This is a genomic window from Pseudoalteromonas sp. c7(2019) (assembly GCF_011378625.1).
GTDB lineage: Bacteria > Pseudomonadota > Gammaproteobacteria > Enterobacterales > Alteromonadaceae > Pseudoalteromonas > Pseudoalteromonas arctica.
In genome coordinates this window covers 42,723-58,231 of record NZ_WTKS01000020.1, presented here as the reverse complement: position 1 = coordinate 58,231, position 15,509 = coordinate 42,723, and the positions used below count along the sequence as shown (strand labels likewise).

Annotated in this window: 14 protein-coding genes; 1 reads left to right on the top strand and 13 read right to left on the bottom strand. The window is 39.0% G+C overall.

What is annotated here, in order from left to right:
• Positions 1 to 464: 464 nt before the first annotated feature.
• Complete coding sequence (locus tag GQR38_RS18195; RefSeq protein ID WP_165722852.1) at positions 465 to 2,258, bottom strand: choice-of-anchor I family protein; 1,794 nt, start codon at positions 2,256 to 2,258, stop codon at positions 465 to 467.
• A gap of 83 nt (positions 2,259 to 2,341) precedes the next feature.
• Complete coding sequence (locus tag GQR38_RS18190; RefSeq protein ID WP_165722851.1) at positions 2,342 to 3,571, bottom strand: acyltransferase family protein; 1,230 nt, start codon at positions 3,569 to 3,571, stop codon at positions 2,342 to 2,344.
• 144 nt (positions 3,572 to 3,715) lie between these two features.
• Between GQR38_RS18190 and GQR38_RS18185 the strand changes: the two genes are divergently transcribed.
• A complete protein-coding gene (locus GQR38_RS18185) occupies positions 3,716 to 4,558 on the top strand; it encodes a LytTR family DNA-binding domain-containing protein (RefSeq protein ID WP_165722850.1) in 843 nt (280 codons plus the stop codon).
• 27 nt (positions 4,559 to 4,585) lie between these two features.
• Here GQR38_RS18185 and glmU read toward each other — a convergent pair whose 3' ends face one another.
• The 11 genes from glmU to GQR38_RS18130 form a co-directional block, all read right to left on the bottom strand.
• On the bottom strand, positions 4,586 to 5,944 hold the full coding sequence (gene glmU, locus GQR38_RS18180; RefSeq protein WP_101163105.1) for a bifunctional UDP-N-acetylglucosamine diphosphorylase/glucosamine-1-phosphate N-acetyltransferase GlmU: 1,359 nt from the start codon (positions 5,942 to 5,944) through the stop codon (positions 4,586 to 4,588).
• Between the two features lie 243 nt (positions 5,945 to 6,187).
• Entirely contained in the window at positions 6,188 to 8,290 is a 2,103-nt protein-coding gene (locus GQR38_RS18175) for a winged helix-turn-helix domain-containing protein (RefSeq protein ID WP_165722849.1), read from the bottom strand.
• A 164-nt stretch (positions 8,291 to 8,454) separates the two neighbouring features.
• Positions 8,455 to 8,877 (bottom strand): F0F1 ATP synthase subunit epsilon, encoded by a 423-nt coding sequence (locus tag GQR38_RS18170; protein WP_007377666.1) that lies wholly within the window; start codon positions 8,875 to 8,877, stop codon positions 8,455 to 8,457.
• Positions 8,878 to 8,890: 13 nt separating this feature from the next.
• The gene (gene atpD, locus GQR38_RS18165; protein ID WP_007585971.1) at positions 8,891 to 10,276 is read right to left on the bottom strand and encodes a F0F1 ATP synthase subunit beta; all 1,386 of its coding nucleotides are present in this window, start codon (positions 10,274 to 10,276) and stop codon (positions 8,891 to 8,893) included.
• 33 nt (positions 10,277 to 10,309) lie between these two features.
• Complete coding sequence (atpG, locus tag GQR38_RS18160; RefSeq protein ID WP_007585974.1) at positions 10,310 to 11,170, bottom strand: F0F1 ATP synthase subunit gamma; 861 nt, start codon at positions 11,168 to 11,170, stop codon at positions 10,310 to 10,312.
• 60 nt (positions 11,171 to 11,230) lie between these two features.
• The gene (atpA, locus tag GQR38_RS18155; RefSeq protein WP_007585976.1) at positions 11,231 to 12,772 is read right to left on the bottom strand and encodes a F0F1 ATP synthase subunit alpha; all 1,542 of its coding nucleotides are present in this window, start codon (positions 12,770 to 12,772) and stop codon (positions 11,231 to 11,233) included.
• A gap of 14 nt (positions 12,773 to 12,786) precedes the next feature.
• Positions 12,787 to 13,320, bottom strand: coding sequence for a F0F1 ATP synthase subunit delta (gene atpH, locus GQR38_RS18150; protein WP_007585978.1), 534 nt, complete (start codon positions 13,318 to 13,320; stop codon positions 12,787 to 12,789).
• 16 nt (positions 13,321 to 13,336) lie between these two features.
• Positions 13,337 to 13,807: a F0F1 ATP synthase subunit B gene (gene atpF / locus GQR38_RS18145; RefSeq protein ID WP_004335264.1), complete on the bottom strand. Its 471-nt coding sequence runs from the start codon at positions 13,805 to 13,807 to the stop codon at positions 13,337 to 13,339.
• A 41-nt stretch (positions 13,808 to 13,848) separates the two neighbouring features.
• Positions 13,849 to 14,091 (bottom strand): F0F1 ATP synthase subunit C, encoded by a 243-nt coding sequence (gene atpE, locus GQR38_RS18140; RefSeq protein ID WP_007585980.1) that lies wholly within the window; start codon positions 14,089 to 14,091, stop codon positions 13,849 to 13,851.
• A gap of 61 nt (positions 14,092 to 14,152) precedes the next feature.
• Entirely contained in the window at positions 14,153 to 15,010 is an 858-nt protein-coding gene (atpB, locus tag GQR38_RS18135; protein WP_010555143.1) for a F0F1 ATP synthase subunit A, read from the bottom strand.
• 15 nt (positions 15,011 to 15,025) lie between these two features.
• Positions 15,026 to 15,406, bottom strand: coding sequence for an ATP synthase subunit I (locus GQR38_RS18130; protein ID WP_165722848.1), 381 nt, complete (start codon positions 15,404 to 15,406; stop codon positions 15,026 to 15,028).
• Positions 15,407 to 15,509 lie beyond the last annotated feature (103 nt).

Here is a 15,509-nt window from a genome sequence, read left to right as displayed (position 1 = left end):
CTACCTAAGTAGGTTGGCTGTTAGAACTCAATCTGTACGAGTGCCCACACAGATGATTGCTTTATATTGTTAAAGAACGTTTTGAGTCGCTTTAGCGTCTCAAGGGATGAGAATGATACACCCTTTATTTTTTGAGTCAACACTTAGTTTTAAACTTTCTTTTGGAAGATTTAAAACCGAAGTTTTATTTAACTCTCTGAGTAGTTCGTGCCTCGCTATGCGTTGGCGTTTCCTGTCTCAGTGGGGTCGCATTATAGGGAGATTCGAGCGGGGGTCAATGTTTTATTTCAGCTTTTTGACAATTAAATGAATTTAGTATGAAAGCTATACAAATAAAGGGCTGTAGGATACTTTTAGTTTAAAAAACACTCATAATTTATGTATCAATTGATGATGTATTAGTAAGGTTTAAACTAAGCTGTATGTTAAACAAACAACACACAGCTTTATTTAAAATTAAATATTTATTTAGATGCTATTTCCCATACGGCAATAGAGCCTGATATTTCATTTCCAACAATTAAGAGTGGATTTCCTGTTGCACTTTGCTCTGCTGAAACGAATACCATTCCTTCAGGTGCCAAATCGCCTGTAATATTCGCTCCTTTAATTAAGCCTCTATTATAGAAGTAGTCTTCAAACTGCACATTATATGGATTGGTAATGTCGTAAGCCATAATCCCACCCATACGCTCAAGCCCTATAAAAGCAAATGTACGATCGTCAATTTTACCAATAGTCAGCGCTTCAGGCTCTGCGCCTTTATCATCTGAACGTGAGTCACCTTTGTTTTCATCTTCATTATTGTTAAATGATTCACCATGCACAGATGCTGTTATACGTGCTATATCGTCACCTGAATCAAAAACCACCAGCCCATTGCTATCCCAAATAGTAAAAGAACGTGCACCATAAGCATAAAGCGATTCGTATTGTCCGTCGTTATTGGTATCGCCTTTTATTGTTGTTACTTTTAAGCGACCAATATCATCATTGTCATTATTTAAGTAATCAAAATTAGCAGCAAGCGTTAAGTCTTCAACGCGGCTTTCATCTATATAAGCTAAGCAGCCATCGTCTTTATCGTAATCAAGCCCGCCCTTTGCTATACAGTCTGCTTCATCAGCTGTATCAAAAAAGTATTCTCTTGCGTCACCTTCGTTGGCAGTGACTATAAAGTTAGCGCCTTTCCAACTAAAGCTTGAAATAGTATCGGGCTGGTACATACCATAGAGCCCTGGGTATGATTTAAAATTCACGCCGCCGTCTTTATCTGAGGCATCAAGTTGTAAGCTTGACCAATTTTTAAAGCCTAAGCCCTTTAGCTCAAGACTGTTGTCTTGTAGGTTAACTATTGCAAGTGCATTGTTTTCTTGAATAGATACATAAGCATATTTGTTATCTTTAGAAATGCTAACGTACTCGGGCTCTAAATCCATAGCTACGGTGGTATTTATTAGATTACCGTTAATAGTACGACCATTTGGGTTTGCAAAAACTCCCCCTTGCGCTTCTAGTTCGGTTTGTTTGTTGTTATAGGCTTTAAAATCAATATTTATTGCTGTATCGGCTATTACATTATTTGTTATATCGATAATACTAATAGAACCTTCAGGATCTACGCTGTAGTCGCCACTTGGTTCACCTTCGTTAGCAACCACTGCCTTTGCACCATCATGGGTGAACGTCACCATGTCTGGTAAAAATCCGACTGTAACATTTTTAATAAATACAGGTGAGTCGCCGCTTATATCGTAAAAAGCAATTTGACCTGCATCACCCGTGCTTTCAGCAGCCATTGCCACTGCAAGTAGATTGTTATTTTCATCAATAGCAATGCTGTTTGCATCGCCTTGGGTAAACTCGTTTAAAGGCAACGTAATAACGGATGTTAAATTTGTGCCGTTTATAACCCCTTCGTTATCTTTAACGAGTGCGGCAGTATCAAAGGTGTCTGCGGGTAAAATATTAATAACAGCGTCATCACCTGAACTGTTAATAGCGTAAATCCATTTTTTAGATGCTTGATATGCAACTATTTCAGCTGCACCTTCTGGGCTTTGTGTATTTAATACACCTCTACCCACAAGGTTAATATTTAATGCTGAATTGGCATTTATACCATTTAACCCATTAGTCCCACCTGTGCCTTGTTCTCCCTGTAATCCTTGAGAGCCGTTTTGACCATCGTCACCATCAAGTGAGCAACCAGTAAGAACAGATATAAGTGACAGCGCAATAATTGATTTTTTAAACATGTGATTTTCCTTAGTATTGTATTTGCTAAATATCAACACACAGGCATGACAAGATTATGGCAGTTTTAATACAGCCTCTCAGCCTAAGTAATTAGCTTATACGCTAGCGGAGTTATTAAAATTAAAGCGGCCGTATAACCAAGAATTTTTACAGTCGGGGAATAATCTCGTTTAATTGCAACCCCTAACAAAGGTCTAAGTACATCAATACGTGTAATACCCCATGTAATAACACCGCAAAAAGACCAAGTCCCTGTAATAATGATGAATGGTTCAGCAACAGGCCCTAAACTTAAAGGCTGTAGTAAAAAACACAAAATAATCAAAATGCTTTGATGCAATAAATAAAAGGGAAACACCCATACATTGAGCTGTTTTAAATAGTAAGTATTAAAATTTAAAAATCGGTGAGCGAACGCGAGTACAAAAAATACACCTACAACACGTTGAATATTGTAGCTAGCGCTTAAAATAAAATGAGGAAGAGTAAACACCTTCTGATAACTTAATATTATAAGTACAAACAAAACCGCAAAACTCAAAGCTAGTAATACCAAGTTTTTATTTAAGCAGTTCCAAAAGTAAGTGTTTTTGGCAAGTATGTATCCTGCGAGTAGCAGTATTAAGCCGTTAGTCTCTCTGATTGAATCGCCAGTTAAGTAATGGCTTGTAAATAGTACGGCAATAGTGAGCAAGGTAATTAAAAGCCCAAATGACATATCCCCTTTAACAAATGTTTTTAAAGGCGTAAGAAAAGGCAAGCGTGCAAAAAGAGTTAAAACGATAATGATCAGCATAAATTGCCACAACGAGCGCAAATACCATAAGTGATTTACATCCACATTCGGCCACACTCCAGACTGATAATTAATAAAAAGCGTATTGTTTGTCTCTATAAAAGCTAAATAAAATTGCCAATAGCTAATATCAATAACACCTTGCTGTGACATTTCTGCAAACAGCTGTAAAGGCACTATTAACCATAACCCCACCAGCAAGGGTAATAGTAAAAAAATAGAGCGGTATAAGGTGAAATGTAACCAAGACTTAAAGCTGCGTACTTTATCAATCATAAAACGCAGTGCTACGCCCGATATAAACCAAATGAGCAACATGCGCCAAGGTGAAAACACCAACATTAAATATTCAACATACTGTGATGTATAATTACCTTTAAAATGAAATCCCCAGTTTTCGCTATACAACATGCCAATGTGATAAAAAATTAGCGACGCAAATGCGATTACCCTAAGCCAATCAAGATAATATTTACGCGAATTAACTAATGAAGGTTGTTGTACTTGAGTGCTCATGCTTTTACTACTTTATATATGTTATGCGTTATTCATACCTAAAGCTCTCGCTAAAACTATCTATAAGTGCTTATATTACAAGCAATAGTGATAAAAGGTGGTATACAGGGATAAGCGTGCCACGTCAGCAATAAGCATACATTTATGAACCTACAGCACTTTCAACGTTTTCAAAGCATTTACGCATCAGTATTACTGTGTGCTTACGTATTAATTAATAATACAGTAAACGCTACAACCCAAATAATGGAAGCCCAAAGAGAAGGGGCTTTAACTTTTTTAATGTGGGAGCCATTTGTTTGGGAGTATTCAAGTGCCTTGAGTACTTTGCTTATATTCCCTATTTTAATTTGGTTTTTAAGACACTTATCTTTTAATTGGCAAAATATTACGGCTTCATTAGGTATGTACTTTGGTGCCTCTATTATATTTAGCGTGTTACACGTTGGTATTATGGTAGGGGTTCGTAAATTCATATATTTGTTGAATGATGGGTCTTACAACTTTGGACTTAGCTGGTTTGAGCTTATTTATGAATACCAGAAAGACGCTATAAGCTTTGTGTTTTTCATCGTACTTATCAAAGTATATCAATATGTGGTGCAGCAGTTACTAGGTGAAGCCTCTTCAATTGAAGAAAGTGAGCAGCAAACAACATCGACCATAAACCGCCTATTAGTTAAAAAGCTCGGAAAAGAATTCATTATAAAAATAGAGGATGTTGATTGGCTTGAATCGTCGGGTAATTATGTAAACCTACATATAGGCTCACGCATATATCCGTTAAGGGCAACGCTTACAGCATTGAGCAAACAACTTGAAGTACAGGGATTTTGTAGAATTCACCGCAGCCATGGCGTAAAACTCGATAAAGTGGAGTCCATTACAGCACTCCCCAGTGGCGACAGTGAAATAAAACTAACAACAGGTAAAGTACTTAACTTGTCTAGACGCTATAAAGAGCAATTTAAACTTCAGCTAAAATAAAAAAGGCTACCTAAGTAGCCTCTATTGTTATTTTTTAACTGGGCGTTTCCAACCCGTTAAATTACGCTGTTTAGAGCGTGCAATTGCTAATTGGTCATCTTCAACGGTACTGGTGATCACAGAGCCTGCACCAATTGTTGCAGTTGCACCTATATTTACTGGGGCAACGAGTGATGAATTAGAACCAATAAAGGCATTATCGCCAATAATAGTTTTTGCTTTGTTAACACCATCGTAGTTACAGGTAATAGTGCCAGCGCCAATATTCACTTTTTCGCCAATTTCAGCATCACCTAAATAACTTAAGTGGTTGGCTTTAGAGCCTTTACCTAGTCGGGTTTTTTTCATCTCAACAAAGTTACCAATGTGCGAGTCTTCTTCCATTACAGCGCCTGGGCGAAGGCGAGCATAAGGACCAAGCGTACACTTATCTGCAACTGTGGCATCTTCAATCAGCGTATTAGCTTTAATAATAACGTTATCGCCAATACTACAATTTTTAAGGACACAGTTAGGACCTATTTGTACATTATTACCAAGCGTGACCGTGCCTTCAAAAATAACGTTTACGTCGATAAGTACATCTTCACCGGTGGTAACTGTTCCTCGCACATCAATACGCGCAGGGTCAGCAAGTGTTGCGCCATTTAACATTAACTCTTCTGCTTGCCATGCTTGGTAAGCGCGCTCTAAGCCTGCAAGTTGTACGCGGTTATTTGCGCCCTCAACTTCCATTGCATGGTCTGGCTGAGCTGAAGTGATTTCTACGCCTTCACTGTGAGCCATTGCAACGATATCTGTTAAGTAGTACTCGCCTTGTGCATTATTGTTAGATAAGTTACCTAACCATGTTTTTAATAGCTTACCGTTAACAGCCATAATGCCTGTATTTACTTCGTTAATAAGTAACTGCTCTGGGCTTGAATCTTTTTGCTCAACAATACCGACTAACTTACCACCGGCACGAAGCATTCGACCATAGCCATTTGGGTTTACCAAATTTACCGTTAATACAGCTAAACCATTTTTAGGTGTTGCGGCTAATAAACGCTCTAGTGTTGATTGCTTTGTTAGTGGTACATCACCGTATAAAATTAATACCGTGTCTTCATCATTAACATGAGAGTTGGCTTGCGCTACTGCGTGGCCAGTACCAAGTTGTTCAGCTTGAAGTACCCAATTTACATTGTTATCGGCAAGTTGTTGTTGTAATAGTTCGCCGCCGTGTCCGTAAACTAGGTTTGTAGTCGTTGCACCTAATGCCATCGCATTATCAATAACGTGCTGTACCATTGGTTTACCTGCAACTTTGTGCAAAACTTTAGGTAGAGCAGAGCGCATACGAGTACCTTTACCCGCAGCAAGAATAATAGTTGTTAGAGCCATTAAAACAATTTCCTTTTTTCGTTGTTTTAGCTAAATAAGTCTTATGTTTGATCAGAAGATTACGTAAATCACTTCTTGTGCAAATACTCAGTAGGTTAGTTTATTAGTACTGAATCTTGACTGAAAAAACACACTTAATTGGATGACGTTATTGTAGCGAGGATTGGTGAAGGATATAAGTGAAAATTATCGTTATAGTACTTCCACTCTTATTAAATTAAAAAGTAAAAAACTCAATAAAGCTTACTTAGGCACTTCTATAGCTTTTACTAGCTTATTATTGTTAATAGTAATAGTGGTAAAGGCTAGAGTACCAAGCTCTTTTGCATAGCTTAGCTGTGTTATCAAACCAACCTTTAATGTGTAAATAAGCTCAGCATTCGCTTTAAAGCCTAAATTCAAATCATATAAATAGATATTAGAGCCATCAGAATGAAAAAGTTTATTATCATTAAGTGCAAATGAATGTTTGTATAGAACAGAGTTTAATTCAAATTCATGGGTTATCAAATTATTCCAACTATCAAAAATCTGTAACTTATTTTGCGCAGAAAGGAATATAAACTTTGAGGTTGAAAGTTGCTCAAACCAAACTGGATTGCTAATTGGTAGCAACATACTTTTTTTGGTAGCCCTATCATATAGGTAAGCCGTGTTACTGGTAGCTGTATCACCCCGCAAAATGTAGCCTATATTTTTGTTATTCAAATACTCTACATTTACAATATTACCATCAACTGTAATAGTATCTTTTAAACTTAACTCAGCAGTGTCGCGAATATCAATTACATTGCTCTTTAATGCTAATAGCTCTTCCCCATCACTTGAAACTTTCATTATTGAAAAATCAATAATGTTTGATTTAATACTCACAGTGCCCGTAGCAGTATCTAAAACAGCTAACCTTTTTATTTGTGCATCATTAAGTAAATAATAAATATATCCATTATTAGTGTTCTGAGCGTTGAATGTATTTATATTTTCCGGTGCAATATCTTCTAAATTAAGGGCATCTAAACTGAGTTGATAAATGTGGCGGGTGTATGGGTATTGTGTCGCTAGCATTTCACTTGGGCTCAAAGGTAACGTAGTTGAATAACCTGAAACTCCCTGCATAGATACTTTTTGAAGTAATTTTTGACTAACGAGGGAGTACTGATAAAGAATATTATCAACATTATCGTACCAAAGTAATGAGTTCGATTTTTGATCGTAGTTTAATGACCAGATACGATTTTTGGTCGTATAAAGGTGAGTTTGAGCTCCGCCTTCAGTATCTGCAATGTACAATTCACTAAAACCAAATTGATGGCGCTCGAAAACCACCTTATTTTTATCTTCTATATGAGCCAGAAATTTATCACCGTAAGAATTTAAATTGGGAGAGCTTATTTGATACTCTTCACCCGTTATGAGGTTACGATTCATCAATACAGCAAGCTCATCCCGATTACGGTAACCAAGTTTAGAATATACAAAATTCGTATTATTAACCCCTTCACCAAAAAAAGGTAAATTATTACAATCAAACAAATGCTTTGCTTCACCTATAAAATTACTATCAATAATAAACACTTGGCAGTCTTTCTTGCCACTATTCTGTCTATAAATAATATCACTATTATTATATGACCAACCAACTGGAGTTAATTCATATCCTATTTTAAATAATACCTTTTCTCTGCCTGTAATAAGATCTTTATTGATTAAATAAGACTCTAGCCCTTCATTTTTTGAAACAATAAACGCTAAGTTCTTTTCATTAGGTGAAAGTACAAGAAAACTATGGGTTCCATCTTTCATTGATAGAACCTCTTCTTGGTAGTCTTTGTAAGTTGTTTTTACTTCACGATTTTTGGCTGGCCAAATAAAAGAAATTAACAGGATACTAACTAATAAAAGTAGTAGGAACGCCCTTAAGCGAGTTTTATTTATTACAGGTTTTGCTTTTTTTATTACATCTGGTTTATTAAGGTTATCTATGGGGAGGTTTTGGTATTCGCTTTCAATAAATTCAACGCTAGGAACAAAACTATATCCTTTACGATAATGGGTTTTTACTACTAGCTCGCTTTGTTGCGGCGATTTTAATATTTTGCGAAGTTCTGAAATAGCTCGATTAATGGCGTTATCGTCAACATAAGTCTGACACCAAACATCTTCAATTAGATTTTCGCGGGTAATAATCATGTTTTGATTTAAGATAAGGTAACTTAAAATTTTGTACAGTAGTGGCTCTAACTCTTTTTCTACAGTGCCATCACTAATTATTTGCCGCTTTATATTTAAACACCAAGCACCAAATTTGACTTCTACTACTGAATCAGAAAACTCTGCTTGTTTCATTTTTTCACTTACTTTATATCCTTATAGCAGTCTATTCGTTGCTTGATTTTCACAACAAACCGCCACACTCCATTAACTGAAGGTTAACAGTTTAGTGTTTCAGTGTCATCTCTTCAGGCACAAAAAAGCCCACTTAAAGTGGGCTTTTTACAAACCGGATAGGCTTACTTGTGACGTAATTGCTGAATTACGCGTAACTGAGCAACTGCTTCTGCCAGTCGCGTAGCCGCTTGCTGATAATCAAACTCAACAGCTGACGAATTCGCCATATGTTCTTCAGCTTCACGTTTAGCTTTTTGTACAGAATCTTCATCTAAATCTTCACCACGAACCGCAGTATCTGCAAGAATCGTGATGTGATTTGGTTGAACTTCTAATGTACCGCCAGCAACATATATCACATCTTCGTGACCAAATTGCTTAACTAAACGTACCATACCAGGTTTAAGGGCAGTTAGTAGTGGAGCATGGCCTAGGTTTACACCCAGCTCGCCTTCACTACCAGATACTTGAATCGATTCAACAAGACCAGAGAACAAACTCTGCTCAGCGCTTACTACGTCAAGATGTACAGTCATAGCTGTCATACTACCCTCCTAGTTACATGCCTTTGGCTTTTTCTTGAGCTTCTTCGATAGAGCCAACCATGTAGAACGCTTGCTCTGGCATATCATCAAATTCACCGTTTAAGATGCCTTTAAAGCCAGAAATTGTATCTTTTAGTGATACGTACTTACCAGACGCGCCTGTAAACACCTCTGCCACGAAGAATGGCTGAGATAGGAAACGTTGGATTTTACGTGCACGAGATACAAGTTGCTTATCTTCGTCAGAAAGCTCGTCCATACCTAGGATTGCAATGATGTCTTTAAGTTCTTTATAACGCTGAAGAACTGTTTGAACGCCACGTGCTGTATCGTAGTGCTCTTGACCAATTACTTGTGGGTCAAGTTGACGTGAAGATGAATCAAGTGGGTCTACCGCTGGGTAGATACCAAGTGACGCGATATCACGTGAAAGTACTACTGTTGCGTCTAAGTGAGCAAAGGTAGTTGCTGGAGATGGATCCGTTAAATCATCCGCAGGTACGTATACCGCTTGGATTGATGTAATTGAACCCGTCTTAGTAGAAGCGATACGCTCTTGAAGCACACCCATTTCTTCAGCAAGTGTAGGCTGGTAACCTACCGCTGATGGCATACGACCAAGTAGTGCAGATACTTCTGTACCAGCAAGAGTATAACGGTAGATGTTATCTACGAAGAAAAGTACATCGCGACCTTCATCACGGAACTTTTCAGCCATAGTAAGACCAGTTAACGCTACGCGTAAACGGTTACCAGGAGGCTCGTTCATCTGACCGTATACAAGCGATACTTTATCAAGTACGTTTGAATCGTTCATCTCATGGTAGAAATCGTTACCCTCACGTGTACGCTCACCAACACCTGCGAATACTGAGTAGCCGCTATGCTCGATTGCGATGTTACGGATAAGTTCCATCATGTTTACAGTTTTACCAACACCGGCACCACCGAATAAACCAACTTTACCACCTTTAGCAAACGGACATACAAGGTCGATAACCTTGATACCAGTTTCTAAAAGTTCAACTGAACTTGATTGCTCTTCGTATGAAGGTGCTGCACGGTGAATAGACATACGGTCTTCTTCGCCGATTGGACCCGCTTCATCGATTGGCTCACCAAGTACGTTCATGATACGACCAAGTGTTGCTTTACCAACTGGAACTTGAATCGATTCACCTGTATTCATAACTAAAGCACTACGACGTAAACCATCAGTAGTACCCATAGCGATAGTACGCACTACACCGCCACCTAGCTGTTGTTGAACTTCTAGAGTCAAACCAGCTAAATCGCCATCTGTTACTCTTAGTGCGTGGTATACCGCTGGCACGCTATCTTGTGGAAATTCAATATCCACAACGGCGCCGATAATTTGGACGACCTTACCTAAACTCATGTCTATTCCTCTCGTTAATCTTTACCCGAAGCATTAAACTGCTGCTGAGCCAGAACAAATCTCACTAATTTCTTGTGTGATTGCTGCTTGGCGAGCCTTGTTATAAACAAGCTGTAGCTCGTCCATAAGGTCACCTGCGTTATCAGTTGCAGCTTTCATTGCAACCATACGAGCAGCCTGTTCAGAGGCAGCATTTTCTACCACACCTTGGTATGCTTGAGACTCAATAAAGCGTACTAACAAAGACTCTAAAATAGCCTCTGGATTTGGCTCGTATAAGTAATCCCATGTGTGAGCAGATACTTCTTCTTCAGCTTTTGGCAAAGGGAGTAACTGATCTATAATTGGCTCTTGCCTCATGGTATTAACGAATTTGTTATATACCAAGAATAAACGGTCTATTTTGCCTTCAGAAAATGCATCAAGCATAACTTTTACAGGACCAATAACGTCTTGTACTGAAGGTTTATCTCCTAGGCCCGCTTTTTTAGCGAGTAGTTGACCACCAAAACGTTGAAAGAAGCCAGCTGCTTTACTACCTAAAGTAGCAAATTCAGCATCAACACCTTTTTCTTTCCACGCTTTAACATCAAGTGCAACTTTCTTAAACTCGTTTGAGTTTAGACCGCCACACAGACCACGGTCTGTAGAGATAACAATATAACCAACTCGTTTCACTTCACGATCTTTTAAGAACGGGTGAGTAAAATCAAGATTTGCTTGAGCAACACGACCAATTACTTCACGTAATTTGTCAGCGTATGGACGGCTTGAAGCAACGCGTTCTTGCGCCCTTTTCATTTTAGACGCAGCAACCATTTCCATTGCGCTAGTGATCTTTTGAGTATTTTTAATACTCCCGATCTTGCTTTTAATCTCTTTTCCGCTGGCCATGACTCTCTCTCCGAATCAAGGTGTGCTTTAGTTTCCTAAAGCGCACCATTAATAACTAAATTACCAAGTTTGCGTAGACTTGAACTTCGTTAGAAGTTCTTTAAGCTGCGCTTCGATCTCGGCATTCAAGTTACCAGTTTCATTGATTTGAGCCACAAGCTCTGCGTATGTGCTATTTGCATACGAAAGTAAAGCTGCTTCAAAGTCACCGATTTTCGCGATTTCGATGTCTTGAAGGAAGCCTTTTTCAGCAGCAAATAACGACAAAGACATATCAGCAACAGACATTGGCGCGTACTGTTTCTGCTTCATTAGCTCTGTTACACGCTCACCATGCTCAAGTTGAGCACGAGTTGCATCATCAAGGTCAGACGCGAACTGCGAAAACGCAGCTAATTCACGGTACTGAGCTAGGGCTAGACGGATACCGCCACCTAGTTTCTTAACGATTTTAGTTTGTGCAGCACCACCAACACGCGATACCGAGATACCAGCATTTACTGCCGGACGGATACCTGAGTTGAATAAGTCAGTTTCTAAGAAGATCTGACCATCGGTGATAGAGATAACGTTAGTCGGTACGAACGCAGAAACGTCGCCGCCTTGAGTTTCAATGATTGGCAATGCCGTCAATGAACCAGTTTTACCTTTCACTTCACCATTAGTGAACTTTTCAACGTAATCTGCGTTTACACGCGATGCACGCTCTAAAAGACGAGAGTGAAGGTAGAATACGTCACCTGGGTATGCTTCACGGCCTGGTGGACGCTTAAGTAGTAATGAAATTTGACGGTAAGCAACTGCTTGCTTAGACAAATCATCATATACGATTAATGCGTTTTCACCACGGTCACGGAAGTATTCACCCATAGTACAGCCCGCGAACGGTGCTAAGTACTGAAGTGCCGCAGATTCAGAAGCAGATGCAACAACTACGATAGTATTTGCTAGTGCACCATGCTCTTCTAATTTACGAACTACGTTTGCAATAGTAGAAGCTTTTTGACCAATCGCAACGTACACACACTTAACGCCTGTGTCTTTTTGATTGATGATTGCATCGATTGCTAGTGCAGTTTTACCTGTTTGGCGGTCACCAATGATAAGTTCACGTTGACCACGACCAACTGGAATCATCGCATCAATAGATTTATAACCAGTTTGAACTGGCTCATCTACAGATTTACGCTCGATTACACCTGGTGCAATTTTTTCTACAGGTTCAAACCCGTCGTTATCTAGAGCGCCTTTACCATCGATTGGAGCACCTAGTGTGTTTACAACACGACCAAGTAAACCAGGACCAACAGGAACTTCTAAAATACGACCAGTTGTATATACTTTTACGCCTTCAGTAAGGTCAGCGTACGGACCCATTACTACTGCACCAATTGAGTCGCGCTCAAGGTTTAGTGCGATAGCATAACGGCTGCCAGGAAGCTCAATCATTTCACCTTGCATACAGTCAGCAAGACCGTGGATGCGGATGATACCGTCAGTAACAGATACAATAGTACCTTCGTTACGAGCTTCACTTACAACTTCGAACTTCTCAATACGTTGTTTGATCAGATCTGAAATTTCAGTGGAATTAAGTTGCATGCTCTTTTTCCCAATTACGATTGTAGTGTTGTAGCTAAGCGGTTTAATTTACCGCGAATAGTACCGTCGATTACAGTGTCGCCAGACCTAATAATAAGTCCACCAACCACTGACGCGTCTTCACTACAATTCAGCTTAACTTTGCGTGCGAAACGTTTTTCAAGTGCCGCTACCAATGACTCTTGTTGCGCAGCAACAAGAGGAGTTGCAGAAATCACATCTACTTCGATTTCTTTATCGTATTCTGCTTTAAATTCAGCAAATAACTGTGCAACTTCAGGTAGAGCTGTCAAACGTCCATTTTCAGCCATCACCTTAACTAGGTTCTGACCTTGTTCGTTGAGCTGCTCAGCACAAAGTTGAATAAATAATTCAGCTTGTGCAGTAGCTGTAGGCATACTCGCTAAAACAGACGATGCTTGCTCATTGCTGGCTACATGGCCTGCAAAGAACAACATATCATTCCAGCTTTCTAGAGTGCCTTTCTCAACGGCAAGTTCAAAAGCCGCTTTAGCGTATGGGCGAGCGATAGTAGTCAAATTAGACATGCTCATACCCTCCTAATTACAGCTCAGCGACAAGTTTTTCAACGATGTCACTATGTGCGGCTTGATTAATTTCACGCTCTAAAATACGTTCTGCGCCAATCACTGCCAGAGTTGCTACTTGCTTACGTAGTTCTTCTGTTATGCGATTACGTTCAGACTCAACTTCAGAGTGCCCTTGAGCAATGATACTTTCACGCTCTTGTTGACCACGAAGTGTTTCTTCGTCAACAATTAGCACTGCACGCTTTTTAGCTTGATCAATGATATCAGCCGCTTGAGCTTTTGCATCTTTAAGCTGTTCAGCAGCTTTCTTTTGCGCAAGTTCTAAGTCTTTTTCGGCTCTATCAGAGGCAGCTAAACCATCTTCGATTTTTTTCTGGCGAGCTTCAATTGCACCGTTTAGTGGTGGCCATACGTATTTCATACAAAATAATACGAACACCGTAAACGCAATCAATTCACCGATAAGAGTGGCGTTTAAATTCACAACCGCTCCTCCTTAAATAGTAAGCTGTTCAAAGAATAAAATTAAAGTACGAACAACAATACCATAGCGATACCAACACCAATCATTGCTACAGCATCGATTAGACCAGCAAGGATAAACATTTTAACTTGTAGCGAAGGTGCAAGCTCAGGTTGACGCGCACATGCTTCAAGGAATTTACCGCCCATGTTACCAAAACCGATTGCTGTGCCGATTGCACCAAAACCGATTAGTAAAGCTACTGCGATGTATTTTAAGCCTGTTAATAATTCTAAAGCTTCCATTTATTTCTCCAAAGTTTCAATTGTAAAGTTAAAAGTAAAAGTAAAATTGTAAATCTAAAAATTAGTGATTATCTGAACTTGCCATGCTTAGGTATACAATCGTAAGCATCATGAATAAGAATGCTTGTAATGTAATAACTAGAATATGGAATACAGCCCAAACAAAGTGCAACGGTAGTTGCATAAAACCGATAGCGCCGATCAAGATGAAAATCAACTCACCAGCATATAAGTTACCAAACAAACGTAGTGCTAATGAAAACGGTTTAGAAACGAGTGCAATCAGTTCAAGTAATAAGTTAAATGGTATCAAAATAATTTGAACAAACATGTTATTTGAGCTGAACGGATGAAGCGTTAACTCTTTAATAAACCCGCCAATACCTTTTATTTTGATTGAAAAGCCAACCATTAGTATAAATACACCCAGCGCTAGCGCTGAAGTCATATTAATGTCAGTCGTTGGTACAATTTTCATGTACACATCGTGTGAATCCATACCAAATGCAGTCTCACCAACGAAACCTGCAAGTGCTGGAATGAAATCAACTGGTATTAAATCCATTAAGTTCATTAAGAACACCCAAACGAAAATCGTTAAGGCTAATGGTGCAATAAGCTTGCTTTTACCATGGAAAGTATCGCGTACGTTGTCGCCAACAAATTCTACGATTATTTCAATAAAACACTGAAATTTCCCAGGTACACCTAGTGTTGATTTTTTAGCGGCACTACGAAAGATCCATAAAAATATAAGACCTAAACCGATAGACCATGCAAGGGTATCTATATGCCATGTCCAGAATCCACTGTCCGTACATGCTTTATTGAAGGCGAGACCTGTATCGGTCGAACACATCTTAGCATTGGTCAAATGGTGCTGGATATGGCCAGATAGAGTAACTTCTTCTGCTGCCATGTTATATCCCAAAAGTTAATGTTTAAAAAAAACGGGTGCGAACAATCCAGTAAAGAGCGCCAGTATATAAGTACTAAAAAAGGGTAATAAAATTACCGGAAAATGCTTCAGTACTAGCGCAAACAATACAATTGTTAGCATAAACTTTAATCCGTTGCCGCGTTTCAACGAGGCATACGCTTGATTTGCTCGACTTGCACCCATATATCTGAATGCATAAAGTGCAAATACAAAGTGCGGAAGTACTGCTACAGCTCCACCAGCGAGTGATGAAAGCGAGGCATTGACTCCCGAACTAAAAAAAACAATTACAGCAGCAACTAATGCTACAACACCCTGAAGGCAAATTAACTTTAATACGGCAAGTCGATATGGACTCGCTAACTTATCAGTCACGTTTAGTTAACCTTTATTGCGTTCTAATTGTTAGGGTGTGAAAACTGGCGAAATTATACTTAATCCTGCCAGTTTTGCAACTTGAGTAGATGCTTTGTAACAC